The following is a 16,603-nucleotide window of genomic DNA, read 5'->3' as shown; positions in this document are numbered from 1 at the left end:
TTAACGCCAAGCAGGGAAAGCCGCATGCGCTTCACGGCCCGCTTCGCCACCCTGGCGAAGACCGCCCCCGTCTCGACGCGCGAAATCGAGCGCGCCAACAGTCTTGATTCGGTGCTGGCACCGACAGACTGGACAGACGTGCGCATCGAAGCTTGGCTTGACTGGGCTGACGCCCAGCCGGACCGGGGCCGGTCGCCGGGCGTCTGGATGAACGGATCCGTGCACGGATGGGCCGCCGGGCTGGCCGAGCGTGGACAAACGCTGGGACTATTTTCCCGGATCGAGGCGGTCGCCTTCGCCGGAGAACTGTCAGCGACGATCCGACTGGGTCTCGCCGTACCTGCCACATCGGCCGCGGCGATCGACGAAGACCCGCTGGACCTGACCGACGCCGGTGCCCGACGGCAGCTGGCCGAGGTTCTCGCCGGCCGACGGGCTGATCGACTGGCCCCGGGGGCCGTCGAGGCCGTCTCCGAAGCCCTGGAGGCCGTGACCGATGCCGTGCTGCGCTGTGAAGGTCCGCGCAGTGACTGCGCCGACCCGGCCCGCAACCCGGCCCTGGCCCGCGTCGCCTTGGCTGCTCGTCGCGCCGGAGCCGGGGACGCCGACATCCTGCGAGCTATCGCCGGCGAACGATTCCTGGCCCGCCCCCGCCCGGTCCGGACCCTGCCGCCGCTGGTGGCCTTCGCCGACCGGGGCCTGATCGAAAGCGGCGGGACCGAGGCTCTTGCAGCCGCCGAGGCTGCGCTGGACGGCGATCTGATCCTGACCTTCTCTTCAGGGGATGCCAGACGGATCTGCGACGCGACCCGCTGCGGCGCGGCGATCCTGCACCTGCCGGCCATCGCGGCCCTGCCCGATGGTTGTTCAGACGAGGTCCTCGAAGAAATCACTCGGCTGTGGACGATAGCCCTCAGCCTGGCCGATGCCGGGTCGGTGACGTCCCTCGGCCTGTCCGGCCTGGCCGAGTATCTGGTGATCGAGCGGACCGACAATGCGCGCCGCGAATCCGAAGCCGGCCGAATCGGCGGGCTGGTCGTCGCCGCGATCAAGAGCACGACGCTGGAGATAGCCAGTCTGTCGGCATCCGCCCGGGACGGTGGTCAACGCGACAGTACGACCGACTCCCCGCGACCGACGGCCCTGTCCCTGTTCGTCGATAACGCCGACGCGGCCCTGCGCCTGGGGGCCAAGGCCTTCAGTGCCGTCGACCACTACCAGACCGGCGACGGCGAGATCGCCAGCCGGCTGAATCCGGCTCTGGCGACCGCGATCGGCCGCTCAAACGTCGAGATCGAGGCGGCAGAACGCTGGCTGTTCGGGCACAGGACCCTGGACGGTGCGACCGGATTCGATCACACCACCTTGCGCGAACTCGGCTTCACAGATGTCGAACTGGACGCCATCGAGGCGGCCCTGGCCCATGTTTCCCGGTTCGAAGACGCCTTTCGCGCCCCGGTCCTCGACGCCGGTTTTCTGCGGGATGTTCTCGGTGTGACCGAAGACGGCACGCCGGACCTGTTGAAACATATCGGTATCAGCACCGAGGCCGTCGCCACCGCTCGCGCCTGGGTGTTCGGGCATGGAACCCTGGCCGACTGGCCCGAGGCCCCGCAAAGCCTGAAACCTCTACTGAACGATCCGGCGGCGTTCGAGGCCCGGCTACGGGCCGCCCTGGAACCGTTCAGCGAAGTGGCGGACACGGCACTGCAGACACTGGACTGGCGCACCAGCCCCACCGCAGCCACGCGTCTGCTGGGCGAAGCTGCCGCAGCGGGACAGCGGGCGGTACGGATAAGGCGCGGTACCCCGCCCGCCGGCCGACTGCTGATCCTGCCGGAGGTTGAGGCTTCCGGGGGGCGTCGTCATGACACCGACGTCCGCGGTCCCGACCGGGTCGTGGAGAAGGTTGTCGAGCGTGATCGCACCCGCCGCAAGCTTCCGGACCGCCGCAAGGGCTATATCCAGAAGGCCGCCGTGGGTGGCCACAAGGTCTATATTCACACTGGCGAATATGACGACGGCGAGCTGGGCGAGATATTCATCGACATGCACAAGGAAGGAGCCGCCTTCCGCAGTGTGATGAATAATTTCGCCATAGCCATCTCTATCGGCCTGCAATACGGCGTGCCGCTGGATGAGTTTGTCGATGCCTTCGTCTTCACCCGGTTCGAGCCGGCGGGACGGGTCACGGGCAATGATACAATCCGCTCGGCCACCTCGATCCTGGATTATATCTTCCGCGAACTGGGCGTCTCCTATCTGAACCGCAACGAACTGGCGAGCGCCGGGTCCGATCTGCTGCCACCCGACGGGCTGGGCGGTACGCCGGACGAGGAAGCCCACACCGTCCCCGCCGCGCGTTTCATCTCCAAGGGGTTCGCCCGGGGAACCGCGCCAGACAATCTGGTGGTGTTGCCGTTCGGGCAGAAACGGGACTCCCCCTCGACGCCCGCTCCGATCACGACCGAGGCGGTCGCCTGCCCGGCCTGTGGTGATTTCACCCTGCAACAGCGCGGATCCGGCTGGCTGTGTGACAGCTGTGGTGTGGCACCGTCGATGCAGGGTTAAGTAAGGGTCGGGGCGTTAGAATGGTCTGGGTCTTGCAACGACGAGATCAAAGACCGGAGACCGTCACGCCATGAAACCGATCCTGACCGCCATTGTCGCCCTAGGTATCGCGATGACCGCCCTGCCCGCCGCCGCCCAGAACCCCGGCCAGATCGCCCGGGTACGGGGCGGAGCCAGCTGCCCCGGCTGCAATCTGTTCCAGGGGGATTTCTCGGGTCTGCAGGCGCGCGGCCTGAACCTGTCTGGATCACGCCTGCGACAGTCCAACCTGAGCCTGGCGGTGATGAACCGAACCCGGTTCAGCAATGCCGACATGCGTGATGTGGACGCCTATGGCGCGGTCTTCTCCAGCGCCAATTTTTCGGGAGCGAACCTGACCAACGCCAGTTTCGTCGGGACATTTCTCGAAGGCGCGAACTTCGCGGGCGCAACCTTGTCCGGTACCAATTTCTCGGGAGCCCAGCTGGCGCGCTCGACGGGCCTTTCGCAGCGTCAGTTGAATCAGGCCTGCGGCGACAACAGCACCGAACTGCCTTCAGGCCTTCGCATTCCGGCCTGCTGAGCGCCCCCTTGGTTACGACGATTTAAGTAGGGTTTTCGCCTGTTTGTCGGCATGGAGAGAAGGTGAAACAGCTTGTCTCCGCCCTGTCCCGCCGTCCGGGTTCCGCCGGTCTGGCCGCGTGCGTCGCCGTCACCGCCCTGTTGGTGGCGGCCCCGACCCTCGCCCGGGGTCAGCTCTATTTCCAGGACCGTGACATCGCCAGAATGGTGTCGCTGGGTGGCTCATGCAATCGCTGCGAACTGTCGGGCCGTGACCTCTCCGGCGCGACCTTCAGCGGCGCGACCTTCATCAACGCCACGCTGATCGGAGCCAATCTGCGCGGAGCCGAGTTGATCGGTTCCAACTTCACCCGCAGCGACTTCAGCCACGCCGACCTCCGTGGTGCCGGAACCCTCGGTGCCAATTTCACCGGAGCGAATTTCACTGACGCCAATCTGTCCGGGGTTGAAGCCACCGGCGTCACCCTGATCCGGGCCCGTTTGCGCGACGCCAATCTTTCGGGAGCCGAACTGGGCGGTGCCAATATGAACGGGGCAGTCCTGATCCGCGCCAATTTCACCGGAGCAGAGGTTCTCGGAGCCACCCTGGCCAATGTGGACGCACGATCGGCGACCTTCACCAATGCCGCGATCGACGCCTCGAACCTGAGCAATGGCGATTTTCGCTCGGCCTCCTTCCGCGGGGCCAGTCTGAACGGCGCGCGCCTGCTGAACGGCCGGTTCGCCAATGCCGATTTCTCGGGCGCGTCGCTCAATCGCGCCGACATCCGCGGCGTCGATCTGTCGGATGCCCGCGGCCTGAGTCAGGATCAGGTCGGGCGGGCCTGTGGCGACTCCACAACCCGGCTGCCGCGTGGACTGTCCAGCCGCATCTGCCGCGGCGTGTCGATGATCCGCATCCCGGCCCCACCGTCTCCGCCCACCCCGCCACAGCGGAATTTCGCGATGGCCAGCAGCGACTGACGCCGCTGCAGTCCTGATCAGGCCTTAAGCGGCGGGGTCGTGCGAATGTGCAGTTCCTTCAGCTGCCGATCATCGGCGTCCGAAGGGGCATTCATCAGCAAATCCTGACCCTGCTGGTTCAGCGGGAAGGCGATAACCTCGCGGATGGCCGTCTGGTTGGCCAGCAGCATGACGATGCGATCGATGCCGGGGGCCAGGCCACCGTGCGGCGGCGCGCCATAACGGAAGGCGTTGAGCATGCCGCCGAACTGCTCCTCGACCACTGAGGCGTCATAGCCGGCGATCTCGAAGGCCTTGAGCATGATCTCGGCCTTGTGGTTCCGGATCGCGCCCGAACACAGCTCATAGCCGTTGCAGACGATGTCATACTGGTAGGCGAGGATATCCAGCGGGTCCTTGCTCTCAAGAGCCTCCATCTCGCCCTGCGGCATGGAGAAGGGGTTGTGCGAGAAGTCGACCTTCTTCTCTTCCTCGGACCATTCGAACATCGGGAAGTCGACGATCCAGCAGAATTTGAATGCGTCCTCCGGGATCAGGTTCAGGTCCTGGCCCAGTTTGGTGCGGGCCGAGCCGGCGAATTTGTGGAACACGGCCGGGTCGCCGGCGACGAAGAAGGCCGCGTCGCCCACATTCAAGCCAAGTTGTTGCCGAAGAGCCTCCGTCCGTTCCGCGCCAAGATTCTTGGCGATAGGGCCAGCATCTTCAAAGTATTTGCTCCAAAGAGCACCGAGTTCATCGGTCAAACCTCGTGCGATGAGGTCACTCATCATCAAGTTGAGAATTTTCCCATCCAGCTCCGAAACGAGTCGTGGAACGGTGGTAACTTGCCCGCCAGATTCCGCGACCACGGCTTGGCCTCGATCGGTCTGATAGAACTCTGCCAAGCGTGCCATCAGATCGGGTTCAGCCTCGACCTCAGGTTTTGCGCGCCAGAATATGTAGCCGAGCCCGGGTTGCCCCTCCCCTTGGGCCCACGAATTCATGCGATCACAGAAGGCACGTGATCCTGCTTGGCCACCGGACGCAGGAATGGCCCAGATGGCGTTCTTGGGGTCGGCCGCGAGAATCTTGTTGAACAGGCCGAAGCCGCCGCCGCGGAAATGCTCGGACACGTCCTGCATCTCGATCGGGTTGCGCAGGTCCGGCTTGTCGGTGCCGTATTTGGCGATGCTCTCGCGATAGGGGATGCGGACGAAGGGATAGGCATCGACCGTCTTACCGTCAGCGAATTCCTCGAACACGCCATGCATGACCGGCTCGATGGCCGCGAACACGTCCTCTTGCGTGACGAAGCTCATCTCGACGTCGAGCTGGTAGAATTCCAGCGAGCGATCGGCGCGCAGGTCCTCGTCGCGGAAACAGGGGGCGATCTGGAAATAGCGGTCGAAGCCCGAGACCATCAACAGCTGTTTGAACTGCTGCGGGGCCTGCGGCAGGGCGTAGAATTTGCCCGGATGCAGCCGCGACGGCACCAGGAAGTCGCGCGCGCCTTCGGGGCTGGACGCGGTCAGGATAGGCGTCTGGTACTCAAGGAAGCCCTGCCCGACCATGCGCTGGCGGATCGAGGAGATCACCCGCGAGCGCAGGACGATGTTCTTGTGCAGGGTCTCACGGCGCAGATCGAGATAGCGGTGCTTGAGGCGGATGTCCTCGGGGTAGTCTGGCTCACCGAACACCGGCAGGGGCAGCTCGGCGGCCTCGGACAGGACCTCGATCGCCTTGACCTGGATCTCGATCTCGCCGGTCGGCAGGTTGGCGTTCTTCGTCTCCGCCGAGCGGGATACGACCTCTCCGTCGATCTTGATCACGCTCTCGGCGCGCAGCCGTTCGACCTCGGCGAATCCGGGCGTCTCGGGATGCAGCACCAGCTGGGTCAGGCCATAGTGGTCACGCAGGTCGATGAACAGCAGACCGCCGTGGTCACGCTTGCGGTGGACCCAGCCGGACAGGCGGACGGACGAACCGGCATCGGTGGCGCGTAGGGCACCGCAGGTGTGTGAGCGATAGGCGTGCATGGAGGCGTTCGTCTTGGAAAACGGCTGTAAAACAGCGAAAATGAGGAGGCCGGAAGGGCGCATTATCGTCCCCGAAAGTCAAGATCGGGCGACACCGGTCCACCGTCCACAACCCGGAGGTTTTGTCCACGGCGCGCGTGCGCTGCGGATACGACCTTGGAAGGTGATCTGCTATGGGTTCGATCATGTCCGCCCCGCCCTCCCGCGATCAGCTGAAATTGCCGCTGCAACGCGACGTGCCCGCTGGGGCGGCCGAGTTCGTACGCTCGGGCAGCAACGATGAGGCCGTGGCGGCCCTCGAACGCTGGCCGGACGGGGACGAGGCCGTGCTGGCCATCTGCGGACCGGAGGGGTGCGGCAAGAGCCACCTGGCCGGGATCTGGGCCGAGCGGGTCGGGGCCGTTGCTTTGCACGGAGCCGAGGCCGGTCTGGCCGATCCACTGGAGCTTGAGGGTCGTCCGGTTCTGCTGGACCGGGCCCAGGATGCTGATGACGAGACCCTGTTCCATCTGATCAACCTGGCCCAGTCCGGCGGCGGGGCCCTGTTGCTGGTGTCACGACCGGCACCGCGGACGTGGGAGGTTGCCCTGCCTGATCTGCGCTCGCGCCTGGACATTGTACGGACAGTGCCCCTGCAGGAACCCGACGATGCGGTATTGGCCGCCATTCTTCGGGCCCGCTTTGCCGCCCGCAGTATCGTGCCCGGTGACGAAATCATCGACTATCTGGTGCGACGGATCGACCGGTCGGCTGCCGCAGTCGAGGCCGTGGTCGAGCGGCTGGACGCCGAACATCGCCCGGTGACCCGCGCCCTGGCTCGCCAGGTGCTGGGAGCCGCCGACGAAACCGACGACCTGTTCGAACAGGACTGACTCCAACTCCGAGGTTGCAGCCTTGGCACCCTCAGGTCAGAACCGCACCATGAACGAAATCGCGGCGATCAGGGACTCGACCACCGGCGAGGAGGTGCCGTCATCGCGCGCGCCGCAGATGAAACTGTCCGAAGCGTTGATGACGTCGCCGGAGCGCTTCTTCAATCGCGAGCTCTCCTGGCTAAAGTTCAACGCACGCGTACTCGAAGAGGCCGCAAATCCGGGTCACCCGCTACTGGAACGACTGCGTTTCCTGTCCATTTCCGCCAACAACCTCGACGAATTCTTCATGACCCGGGTCGCCGGGTTGAAGGGGCAGGTGCGCGAACGGGTGCGGGTCCTGTCGGCTGACGGCCTGACTCCCGCCGAGACGCTGGAAAAGGTCAATGTCGCCGCCGGCGAGCTGATGGACGAGCAGCAGCGGCGCTGGCGCAGGCTGCGCCGGGAGCTGACCACGGCAGGAATCGAGGTGGTCGACGCCGAACGTATCACCAAGACCGAGCGCGAGCGGTTGGAACCGGAGTTTCTCAACCGGCTGTTCGCTGTCCTGACCCCGATGGCGATCGACCCGGCCCACCCCTTCCCGTTTCTGCCCAACCTGGGATTTTCACTGGCGCTGAAACTGCGTCGGCAGAGGGACAATCGCACCCTCTATGCGATGGTGCCGATCCCGACCCAGGTGAAACGGTTCTGGCCGCTGGCCACCGACGGGCGCTCGACACCGGGCAAGCGGCGGTTCGTGACGCTGGAAAGTCTGCTGACGATCTTTATCGATCATCTGTTTCCCGGATGCGAGGTGCTGGAACGCGGCGTTTTCCGTCTGATCCGCGACTCCGACATCGAGATCGAGGAGGAGGCCGAGGATCTGGTGATGGAGTTCGAGGAAGCGCTGAAGCAGCGCCGCCTGGGCTCGGTGGTCCGCATCAAGATCGAAGCCGACATGCCGGCCGATCTGCGCAACTTCATCACCGAGGAACTGAACGCGGCTCCCAAGGACATCGTGCTGGTCGCCGGAATACTGGGCCTGGCCCAGATGTCGGAACTGATTCCGACCGGCCATCCGGACCTGAAATTCCCCGGCTATGAGCCGCGCTATCCGGAACGGGTGCGCGACAATGGCGGCGACATCTTCGCGGCCGTTCGCGAGAAGGACATGCTGATCCACCACCCGTTCGAGAGTTTCGACGTGGTCGTGCAGTTCCTGCGACAGGCCGCGCGGGACCCGAACGTGCTGGCCATCAAACAGACGCTGTACCGGACCTCCAAGGACAGCCCCATCGTCGCGGCCCTGATCGAGGCAGCCGAAAATGGCAAGAACGTCACCGCCCTGGTCGAGATCAAGGCCCGGTTCGACGAAGAGGCCAACCTGCGCTGGGCCCGGGCCATGGAGCGAGCGGGCGTCCACGTCGTCTTCGGCTTCGTCGAGTACAAGACCCACTGCAAATTGAGTGTGGTCGTGCGCCGCGAGGGCGACGGGTTGAAGACCTACTGCCATTTCGGCACCGGAAATTATCATCCAGTGACGGCCAGAATCTACACCGACCTGAGCCTGTTCTCCTGCGACCCGGTGCTGGGGCGCGATGCAACGCGGGTGTTCAACTACATCACCGGCTATGCCCAGCCCGACAAACTTGAAGCCCTGATCGTCTCGCCGCTGAACATGAAGGCCAAGTTGGTCGACATGATCGGCAAGGAAATGGCCGCCGCAGCCAGGGGCAAGCCGGCGGCCATCTGGGCCAAGATGAACTCACTGGTCGATCCCGAGATCATCGATGCCCTGTACCGCGCCAGCCAGTCGGGGGTCCGGATCGAACTGGTAGTCAGGGGCATCTGCTGTCTGCGGCCGGGGGTTGTCGGTCTGTCGGAAAACATCCGGGTCAAGTCGATTGTCGGCCGTTTTCTTGAGCACAGCCGCATCGTTGCCTTCGCCAACGGCCATGAGCTGCCGCACGACAAGGCCAAGGTCTATATTTCATCGGCCGACTGGATGAACCGCAACCTGGACCGGCGGGTCGAGTTAATGACGCCGGTACGCAACGCCACAGTCCACGATCAGGTGCTGGATCAGATCATGGTCGCCAATCTGAAGGACGACACCCAGAGCTGGGTCCTCGACTCGGACGGGCACTACCATCGGGTTCAGGCGGTCGACCCGGAACGGCCCTTCTCGGCCCACAGATATTTCATGACCAATCCCAGCCTGTCAGGCCGCGGGCGCAAGGTAAAGAACCGGCCACGCGAACTGCACTATGACGTCCGGCGCAAATGACGGGTTTCGAGGATCCGGTGCTGGCATCGCGTGATATCGCCGTCATCGACATCGGCTCCAACTCGGTTCGTCTGGTGCTGTATCGTCTGGAAGGCCGGGCCGTCTGGGCCGTGTTCAACGAAAAGGTCCTGGCCGGACTGGGCCGTGATCTGGCCGCGACCGGCCGATTGTCCAAAGACGGTATGACAGCGGCCCTGGCCGCGCTGAAACGCTTTGCCGCGGTCATCGAGGGCGTGCGCCCCGCCCACACATTCGCCGTCGCCACTGCAGCTGTGCGGGAGGCGGTGGACGGCCATGATTTCTGCGATCTGGTGGCCGCGCAAACGGGCCTCGTGGTGCGAATTCTGAGCGGTGCCGAGGAAGCCCGCTATTCAGCCCGGGGCGTGCTCGCCGGAATTCCGGATGCCGAAGGGGTCACGGCAGACATGGGAGGTGCCAGTCTGGAGCTGGCCCGCATTTCCGGAGGCGAGGCCGGGCCCGGTATCACCCTGCCCCTGGGTCCCTTCGCCCTGATCGATCCCGACGGGTTTGATGCCGGACGATTGCGCGAAACCATTGCCGAGCGACTGAAAGCGGCCGGGGACTATCGTTGCCCACACCTCTATGCGGTCGGGGGAGCCTGGCGCAGCATCGCCCAGGTACATATGGACCTGACCGACTACCCCCTGCACATCGTCCATCAGTATGAGATCAGCGCCTCCGCCGCACGCGACACCGCCCGTTTGATCGCCCGCCAGTCGCGCACCTCGCTGGACAAGATGGCCGGCGTGTCGAGAAAGCGGGCGGACACCCTGCCCTACGCCGCCCTGGTGCTGGAGGGCCTGATCGACCGTCTGGGCCTGAAGCGAATCACCATTTCGGCCTGGGGCGTCCGCGAGGGCCTGCTGTTCGAGGCCCTGGACGGTGATGTGGCCGCAGCTGATCCCTTGCTGGCCGGCTGCCAGGCCCTGGGCGCGCGCCAGGGCATCTCGCCTACACTGCCCGGTGCCCTGAACGGCTGGATCCAGCGACTGATGCAAGCCGCACCGGATCAGGGCGATCACGACCGGGACGCCATCCTGACGGCGGCCGCCTGCCACCTGGCCGATCTGGGGGCGCGTCTGCATCCGGATCACCGGACCGAACTGGTATTCGACCAGATCCTGCGAGCTCCAATTCCGGGACAAACTCATGCCGAGCGGGCCTTTCTGGCCTGCGCCCTCAACGCCCGCTACGGCGGTGGGGCGGCCACACCCCAGCCCGTCACAGTGTCGCGGCTTCTCAACGACGATCAACGCCTGCGGGCCCGAACCCTGGGTCTGGCCATCCGGCTGGCCTGTGACCTGTCCGGCCGTTCGCCGCATCTGCTGGCCAATGCCGGAGCCGCGGTCGACAAGGGGGTACTGAAGCTGACCGCCCTCGACGGCTATGCCGATGTGCTGCTGGGCGAGCAAACGCGTCGCCGGGCCAAGGCCCTGGCCGACGCCATGGGACTGAAGCTCGACATGGGCCGCAACACCGAGGCAAGCTGACTCAACCTAGGGGGAAGCGAAATGGCGGTGACCGGAATCGGCGGGCTCTTCTTCCGCTGCAAGGATCCGAAGGCCCAGGCGGAATGGTATCTGACCCACCTCGGCGTTGGCGCGCCCGAGAGCGTCTGGATCTGGAATCAGCAGGCGGGGCCGACGGTGTTCCAGCCCGTCAAAGCCGACAGCGACTATTTCCCCGCCGACAAGGGCTACATGCAGAACCTGCGCGTCGATGACCTGGACGGTCTGATGGCCAGTCTCAAGGCCGCCGGCATCGACGTGATTACCAAGCCCGAATGGGACGCCATGCCCGAGGTTGGCCGCTTCGCCCGCATCCATGACCCGGAAGGCAATGCGATCGAGCTCTGGCAACCGGCAGAACCGCCCGCCTAGCCTTCGATCTCGACGACCTCGACCCGGGCCCCGTTCAGGACCAGCGCCAACTCGCCGCGTTTGAGCTTGAGTGCGTCCTCACCGAACAGCTCACGGCGCCAGCCCTTCAGGGCGTCAACCGGGGCATTGTCGTCGAGGGCGATCTTCTCGAGGTCGGCAACGTTGGCGATCAACTTGGTGGCCACGCCGGCATTGTCCGATTTGGCCTTGAGCAGCACCTTCAGCAGTTCAACCACCGAGGGCGGGGCCGGCTGGTTGTGAGACGGACGGTCCAGCTTGGGCGCATGGGCCTCGGGATCGGCCAGGACCCGTTTCAGCTCGACGATCAGCTCGGCCCCGAGACGCGAGCCGCCGAAGCCTTTGGGCACCGAGCGCAGCCGATTGAAGGCCTCGGCGTCGGTCGGGCCTTGGGCGGCGATCTCGTCGATCGCGTCATCTTTGAGAATCCGCCCGCGCGGCTGGTCGCGTTCCTGGGCTGCCTGTTCGCGCCAGACGGCTACAGCCTTGAAAGCTGCCAGATATTTGGCCGAATATTTCTTGGGTTTCAGTCGCTTCCACGCCTTGTCGGGCGTGGTGTCATAGAGGTCCGGGTCGATCAGCCCGGCCATTTCCGAGGTCACCCAGCCCAGACGCCCGGCCTTTTCCAGCCGATCGTGCAGCTTGGGGTACAGGGTGGCCAGATGGGTGACGTCGCCGATAGCATAGACCAGCTGGGCCTCCGACAGGGGCCGACGCGACCAGTCGGTGAAACGGCTGCCCTTGTCGATCTCCTGTTTCAGCATCTGGCGGACCAGGGCTTCATAGCTCACCTGATCACCGAATCCGGCGGCCATTGCGGCCACCTGGGTGTCGAACATCGGAGCCGGCATGGCCCCCAGTTTGACGAAGATCTCGGTGTCCTGACGCGCGGCGTGGAACACCTTGATGATGTCAGGGTCGCGCAGCAGGTCGAGAAAGGGGGCCAGATCCAGCCCCTCGGCCAGAGGATCGATGATGGCCTCGTCCGTGGCAGAGGCGGCCTGGATCAGGCACAGCTTGGGCCAGTAGGTCGTTTCCCGCATGAACTCGGTATCGACGGCGATGAACGGGGCCTTGGCCAGGCGTGCACAGAATTCAACGAGTGCGTCATTGGTGGTGATTGGCGTCATTGGGATGCTATAGCCCCGCGCGAGCCGGTTGTGGCAAGAGCTACGACAGAATTCCGCCCCCCTGATTCAGGCCGTGACCGATGAGCGACACCCCGGAAGCCCCCCGTAACGGCCTTACCTATGCAGATGCAGGGGTCGATATCGATGCCGGCGAAATGCTGGTCGACGCGATCAAGCCTCTAGCGAAATCGACCCGACGGCCCGGTGCCGAGGCGTCGCTTGGGGGATTCGGAGCCCTGTTCGACCTGAAGGCGGCCGGATTCGTCGATCCGCTGATCGTCGCCACCACCGATGGCGTCGGCACCAAGCTGAAGATCGCCATCGAGACCGGCCGCCATGACGGCGTCGGCATCGACCTGGTGGCCATGTGCGTCAACGACCTGCTGGCCCAGGGGGCCGAGCCCCTGCTCTTCCTCGACTACTATGCCACCGGCAAGCTGGAGATCGACGCCGCGCGCCGGGTTGTGACCGGAATCGCCGAAGGCTGCCGTCAGGCCGGCTGCGCCCTCGTCGGCGGCGAAACGGCCGAAATGCCGGGCATGTATTCGGGCGGCGACTATGACCTGGCCGGCTTCTCGCTGGGCGCGGTCGAGCGGGGTCATGCCCTGCCGTATCTGGACCGCCAGGCCGCAGGCGACGTAATCATTGCCTTAGGGTCATCCGGTCCCCACTCCAACGGCTATTCGCTGATCCGCAAGGTCGTGGAGAAGTCCGGTCTGGCCTGGGGCGACGACGCTCCGTTCGCCAAGGACCGCACCCTGGCCCAGGCCCTGATGGAGCCGACCCGTATCTATGTGAAGCCGGTCCTGCCGCTGATGAAGGCCGGTCTGATCAAGGGCGCGGCCCATATCACCGGCGGCGGCCTGATCGAGAATCCACCCCGCTGTATCGCCGAAGGCCTGCAGGCCGAGTTCGACTGGAACGCCTGGCCCCTGCCCCACGTGTTCCAGTGGTTGGGCGAGGTCGGTGGCATCAGCGATCATGAGCTGCGCCGCACCTTCAACTGCGGCGTCGGCTTCATCCTGATCGTGGCTCCGGAAAACGCTGAAGCGGTGCTGGCGGCCCTGCTCAACGCCGGTGAGACGGCCTTCGCCTGCGGCCAGCTGACCGCAGGCTGAGACCGGCGACAGTTCCTATCGGGCACCGCCGTTAACGGTCTCGGCGTAGAACCGCACCAGATCACCGTGCAGCGCCACCAGGGCCGGATGGCTCAGGTACATCATGTGTCCGCCCTCATAGTAGGTGAACTCGAGGTTCCGCTGCAGCTGGGGCTCGAGCATCATCTGGGCGAGGTCGAACTCCGTGCTGAGGAACGGCGTGGCGCTGTCGTAATAGCCGTTCAGTGACAGTACCTTCAGATACGGGTTACGCCGCATCGCCGTGGCCAGATCGATGGCGGTGTTGGGCGTGGTCTGGGGCCCGCCGACCGGCGGCCGGTGATTCCAGTCCCACTCGAAGCCCGGTCCACGCGCGCTCATCCGGTAATTCATGTCGGTGTGGTAGTTCAGGGTATTGGCGACATAGTCATTAAAGACGCTGACATAGGCCCCGGTGACGGCGCTGCTGGACGGATCCTCCTCGGGTGCATCGCCCGCCGCGTCAGCGTCGATGCCGAGATAGCGCATATCGAGCCGGCCGATGGTCTGGCGCCGGTCGCGCAACAGTTCCTTGCGGAAAGCGCTGAGCCCGATGCGCATATTGGCGTTGTCGATGAAGGCCGGTGAAATCCCGATCAGCTCGCTCATCTGGCGCACGATGTCAGCGCGCTCGGCGGCGGAGATCATCGATCCCTTGGCCAGGGCCGAGGCATAGGGTCCGAGGGCAAAGGCCCGGGCCCGGGCCACCTGGGTCTCGACGTCGGCCGGCGGGTTGGCGATCTTGTGGTGATACCAGGCCGCCGCCGCATAGGTCGGCAGCAGAATGACGTAGTTCTGCGGATAGCCCGGCTGGCGCACACCGTAGTTCATGATCGAAGACAACAGAATCACGCCGTTGAGCGACATGCCGCGGTCCTCGAGCTGGAAGGCGACGGCTCCGGTCCGCAGCGTGCCGTAGGACTCACCGATGATATATTTGGGACTGCTCCAGCGGCTGTTTTTGGTCGTGTAACGCAGGATGGCCCTGGCGAAGGCGTCAGCGTCCTGATCGACGCCCCAGAAGCTCGATCCCGGCGTCGCGCCCAGCGGGCGGGAATAACCGGCCCCGACCATATCGATGAAGACCAGATCAGTCTGGTCCAGCAGGGTCATATCGTTGGGACCGAAGGCGAACGGAGCCGGACGCACCACGGTCGGTTCGTCAGTCTGGACCCGCATGGGTCCGAAAGACCCCATGTGCAGCCACACCGTCGGCGAGCCGGGACCGCCATTGTACAGATAGGTCACCGGCCGACCGGCTGAAGCCTGACCGTCCAGGGTGTAGGCAGTATAGAACAGGCTGGCGGTCGGCATGCCGTCGTCATTGCGAATGGTCAGGGTCCCGGCCGTCGCCTTGTAGCGCAGGGTCCGGCCATGAGCCTGGATCGAATGGCTGGTGGTGACTTCGGTCTCGGCGACCGGAGCCCGGGCCCAGTTTTCCTCGATCTCGCCCGCCGTGGTGTTGCGCAACCGGTCCGCAGCCGAACGGACGGGCGGCGGCCGGTCAGTGTCCTGTGCCAGCACCGGAGCCGGACAGGTGATCAGGGCGCACAGAGCCACAAGCCAGAAAATACGACGCATAAGCGGATCCCCCCCAGGAAACAGATCGTCCGGCCTTCTGAAACGGCCCGGCATCGATCGCCGGCGCGACGTTACAGCCGGGATCGGCAGGACGCCAAGGACATTGTCAAACCACAGGCGGAGGTATGCGCGGACAGCCCGTTGATCTTCCCAACCTCGCACGGCAAGGTCCGCCGCCTGTGAGAATGAGGTTCGTCATGCGTGTTCTGTCCGCCGCCTTCATCGGGCTCAGCCTGGCCGCCGCCTCACCGGCTGTTGCCCAGACCCCGGTCGCTGCTGAACAACCGAAACTGCATGCCGTCGCCGCCGCGGTCGAGACCGGTCGGATGCGGGCCGACATCGAGTCCATGGTGGGTTTCGGAACCCGCCACACCCTGTCCGAGACCCGCTCGGGCACACGCGGTATCGGAGCTGCTCGCCGATGGGTAGCGCGGGAGTTCCAGGCCATCAGCCGTGACTGCGGCGGCTGCCTGACCATCGTCACCCCGTCGGATACCATCACCGGCCCGCGCGTCCCCGTGCCGACCGAGGTGGTGGACGTTCTCGCCATCCAGCGCGGCACCGGTGATCCCAATCGGGTCATCATCATTTCCGGCCACCTCGATTCCCGCGTCACCGATGTCATGAACAGCACCGCCGACGCCCCCGGAGCCAATGACGACGCCTCGGGCGTGGCCACGGTGCTGGAGGCCGCACGGGTGCTGTCGAGGTACCGGTTTGACGCTACCCTGGTCTTCGCAGCGCTGTCCGGCGAGGAACAGGGACTGCTGGGCGGCAAGATCCTGGCCGACTACGCCACAGCCCAAGGCTGGCAGGTCGAGGCCAATCTCAACAACGACATCGTCGGTAATTCCCAGGGTCAGAGCGGCGTACGCGACACGACGCGGGTGCGGGTCTTCTCGGAAGGGACCAAGACGGTCGAAACCGCCGCCCAGGCCGAACGCCGTCGCTACAACGGCGGCGAGCTGGATTCCTCGTCACGCAATCTGGCCCGGTTCGTCGACGGCATCGCCGACCGCTACCTGACCAATTTCGACGTCGAGATGATCTATCGCACCGACCGCTACGGCCGCGGGGGCGACCAGGTCGAGATGCTGCGGGCGGGCTTCCCGGCCATACGGATATCGGAGGGAGCCGAGAACTACGACCGGCAACACCAGGACCTGCGCACTGAAAACGGCGTCGTCTATGGCGATACGATCAACGGGATCGACTTCGATTATCTCGGACAGGTGGCGCGTCTGAACATCGCCACCATGGCCGCCCTGGCGTCGGCCCCGACGGTGCCGACCGGCGTGACCATCGAGGGGGCGGTCAAGCCGGACACCACGATCCGCTGGACCGCTGCGCCGGGCGCAGCCGGCTATCGTGTCTGGTGGCGCGCGACCACCGCCCCGCAATGGACCTGGAGCCGCTGGGCTGGAAATGCCACTGAACTGGTTCTGCCCGGGGTGCCGATCGACGACTATTTCTTCGGGGTCTCGTCCGTGTCGGCGGACGGCTTCGAAAGCCCGGTGGTGTTCCCGGGACCGGCCGGAGCCTTCGTCTCGGTCGGTGATCCCGCACCGCAGCCGGGGCGCTGATGC

The 16,603-nt window shown here is 65.2% G+C and carries 12 protein-coding genes; 9 read left to right on the top strand and 3 right to left on the bottom strand.

Annotated elements, in window-relative coordinates; genetic code table 11:
* Positions 1-24 precede the first annotated feature (24 nt).
* The 3 genes from AAC050_RS04295 to AAC050_RS04285 all read left to right on the top strand — a co-directional run bounded on the left by AAC050_RS04295 (position 25) and on the right by AAC050_RS04285 (position 4,095).
* On the top strand, positions 25-2,571 hold the full coding sequence (locus AAC050_RS04295) for a TSCPD domain-containing protein (RefSeq protein ID WP_339913825.1): 2,547 nt from the start codon (positions 25-27) through the stop codon (positions 2,569-2,571).
* A gap of 70 nt (positions 2,572-2,641) precedes the next feature.
* Complete coding sequence (locus AAC050_RS04290) at positions 2,642-3,133, top strand: pentapeptide repeat-containing protein (RefSeq protein ID WP_339913824.1); 492 nt, start codon at positions 2,642-2,644, stop codon at positions 3,131-3,133.
* A 62-nt stretch (positions 3,134-3,195) separates the two neighbouring features.
* Positions 3,196-4,095: a pentapeptide repeat-containing protein gene (locus AAC050_RS04285; RefSeq protein ID WP_339913823.1), complete on the top strand. Its 900-nt coding sequence runs from the start codon at positions 3,196-3,198 to the stop codon at positions 4,093-4,095.
* Positions 4,096-4,112: 17 nt separating this feature from the next.
* On the opposite strand, the gene aspS is transcribed toward AAC050_RS04285, so the two are convergent.
* The gene (gene aspS / locus AAC050_RS04280; RefSeq protein ID WP_339913822.1) at positions 4,113-6,110 is read right to left on the bottom strand and encodes an aspartate--tRNA ligase; all 1,998 of its coding nucleotides are present in this window, start codon (positions 6,108-6,110) and stop codon (positions 4,113-4,115) included.
* Between the two features lie 185 nt (positions 6,111-6,295).
* Here aspS and AAC050_RS04275 point away from each other — a divergent pair, with 185 nt between their 5' ends.
* The 4 genes from AAC050_RS04275 to AAC050_RS04260 are packed head-to-tail and all read left to right on the top strand — an operon-like array spanning position 6,296 to position 11,152.
* Positions 6,296-6,982 (top strand): DnaA/Hda family protein, encoded by a 687-nt coding sequence (locus AAC050_RS04275; RefSeq protein WP_339913821.1) that lies wholly within the window; start codon positions 6,296-6,298, stop codon positions 6,980-6,982.
* 49 nt (positions 6,983-7,031) lie between these two features.
* On the top strand, positions 7,032-9,251 hold the full coding sequence (locus AAC050_RS04270; protein ID WP_339913820.1) for an RNA degradosome polyphosphate kinase: 2,220 nt from the start codon (positions 7,032-7,034) through the stop codon (positions 9,249-9,251).
* Complete coding sequence (locus AAC050_RS04265; protein WP_339913819.1) at positions 9,248-10,762, top strand: Ppx/GppA phosphatase family protein; 1,515 nt, start codon at positions 9,248-9,250, stop codon at positions 10,760-10,762. Before AAC050_RS04270 ends, AAC050_RS04265 begins: the two co-directional genes overlap by 4 nt.
* Before the next feature lie 21 nt (positions 10,763-10,783).
* Positions 10,784-11,152, top strand: coding sequence for a VOC family protein (locus AAC050_RS04260; RefSeq protein WP_339913818.1), 369 nt, complete (start codon positions 10,784-10,786; stop codon positions 11,150-11,152).
* Here AAC050_RS04260 and rnd read toward each other — a convergent pair.
* Entirely contained in the window at positions 11,149-12,300 is a 1,152-nt protein-coding gene (gene rnd / locus AAC050_RS04255; protein WP_339913817.1) for a ribonuclease D, read from the bottom strand. The genes AAC050_RS04260 and rnd overlap by 4 nt on opposite strands.
* A gap of 80 nt (positions 12,301-12,380) precedes the next feature.
* Here rnd and purM point away from each other — a divergent pair, with 80 nt between their 5' ends.
* Positions 12,381-13,418, top strand: coding sequence for a phosphoribosylformylglycinamidine cyclo-ligase (gene purM / locus AAC050_RS04250; RefSeq protein WP_339913816.1), 1,038 nt, complete (start codon positions 12,381-12,383; stop codon positions 13,416-13,418).
* 15 nt (positions 13,419-13,433) lie between these two features.
* Here purM and AAC050_RS04245 read toward each other — a convergent pair whose 3' ends face one another.
* Positions 13,434-15,017 carry a peptidase S10 gene (locus AAC050_RS04245; protein ID WP_339913815.1) on the bottom strand — a complete coding sequence of 528 codons (1,584 nt, stop codon included), beginning with the start codon at positions 15,015-15,017 and terminating at the stop codon, positions 13,434-13,436.
* A 197-nt stretch (positions 15,018-15,214) separates the two neighbouring features.
* Between AAC050_RS04245 and AAC050_RS04240 the strand changes: the two genes are divergently transcribed.
* Positions 15,215-16,600 (top strand): M28 family metallopeptidase, encoded by a 1,386-nt coding sequence (locus tag AAC050_RS04240; protein WP_339913814.1) that lies wholly within the window; start codon positions 15,215-15,217, stop codon positions 16,598-16,600.
* The last annotated feature ends 3 nt before the right edge of the window (positions 16,601-16,603 follow it).

This window comes from uncultured Brevundimonas sp. (assembly GCF_963974615.1).
Classification (GTDB): Bacteria; Pseudomonadota; Alphaproteobacteria; order Caulobacterales; family Caulobacteraceae; genus Brevundimonas.
Note: the sequence above shows the minus strand (reverse complement) of the source record. Positions and strands in the feature narration are given on the sequence as shown.

Excerpts from the sequence above, each read along its gene's own strand:
- purM (WP_339913816.1), top strand. The coding sequence starts at position 12,381 with ATGAGCGACACCCCGGAAGCCCCCCGTAACGGCCTTACCTATGCAGAT.
- AAC050_RS04295 (WP_339913825.1), top strand. The coding sequence starts at position 25 with ATGCGCTTCACGGCCCGCTTCGCCACCCTGGCGAAGACCGCCCCCGTC.
- AAC050_RS04265 (WP_339913819.1), top strand. The coding sequence starts at position 9,248 with ATGACGGGTTTCGAGGATCCGGTGCTGGCATCGCGTGATATCGCCGTC.
- AAC050_RS04275 (WP_339913821.1), top strand. The coding sequence starts at position 6,296 with ATGTCCGCCCCGCCCTCCCGCGATCAGCTGAAATTGCCGCTGCAACGC.
- AAC050_RS04270 (WP_339913820.1), top strand. The coding sequence starts at position 7,032 with ATGAACGAAATCGCGGCGATCAGGGACTCGACCACCGGCGAGGAGGTG.
- rnd (WP_339913817.1), bottom strand. The coding sequence starts at position 12,300 with ATGACGCCAATCACCACCAATGACGCACTCGTTGAATTCTGTGCACGC.
- AAC050_RS04240 (WP_339913814.1), top strand. The coding sequence starts at position 15,215 with ATGCGTGTTCTGTCCGCCGCCTTCATCGGGCTCAGCCTGGCCGCCGCC.
- AAC050_RS04290 (WP_339913824.1), top strand. The coding sequence starts at position 2,642 with ATGAAACCGATCCTGACCGCCATTGTCGCCCTAGGTATCGCGATGACC.
- aspS (WP_339913822.1), bottom strand. The coding sequence starts at position 6,110 with ATGCACGCCTATCGCTCACACACCTGCGGTGCCCTACGCGCCACCGAT.
- AAC050_RS04260 (WP_339913818.1), top strand. The coding sequence starts at position 10,784 with ATGGCGGTGACCGGAATCGGCGGGCTCTTCTTCCGCTGCAAGGATCCG.
- AAC050_RS04245 (WP_339913815.1), bottom strand. The coding sequence starts at position 15,017 with ATGCGTCGTATTTTCTGGCTTGTGGCTCTGTGCGCCCTGATCACCTGT.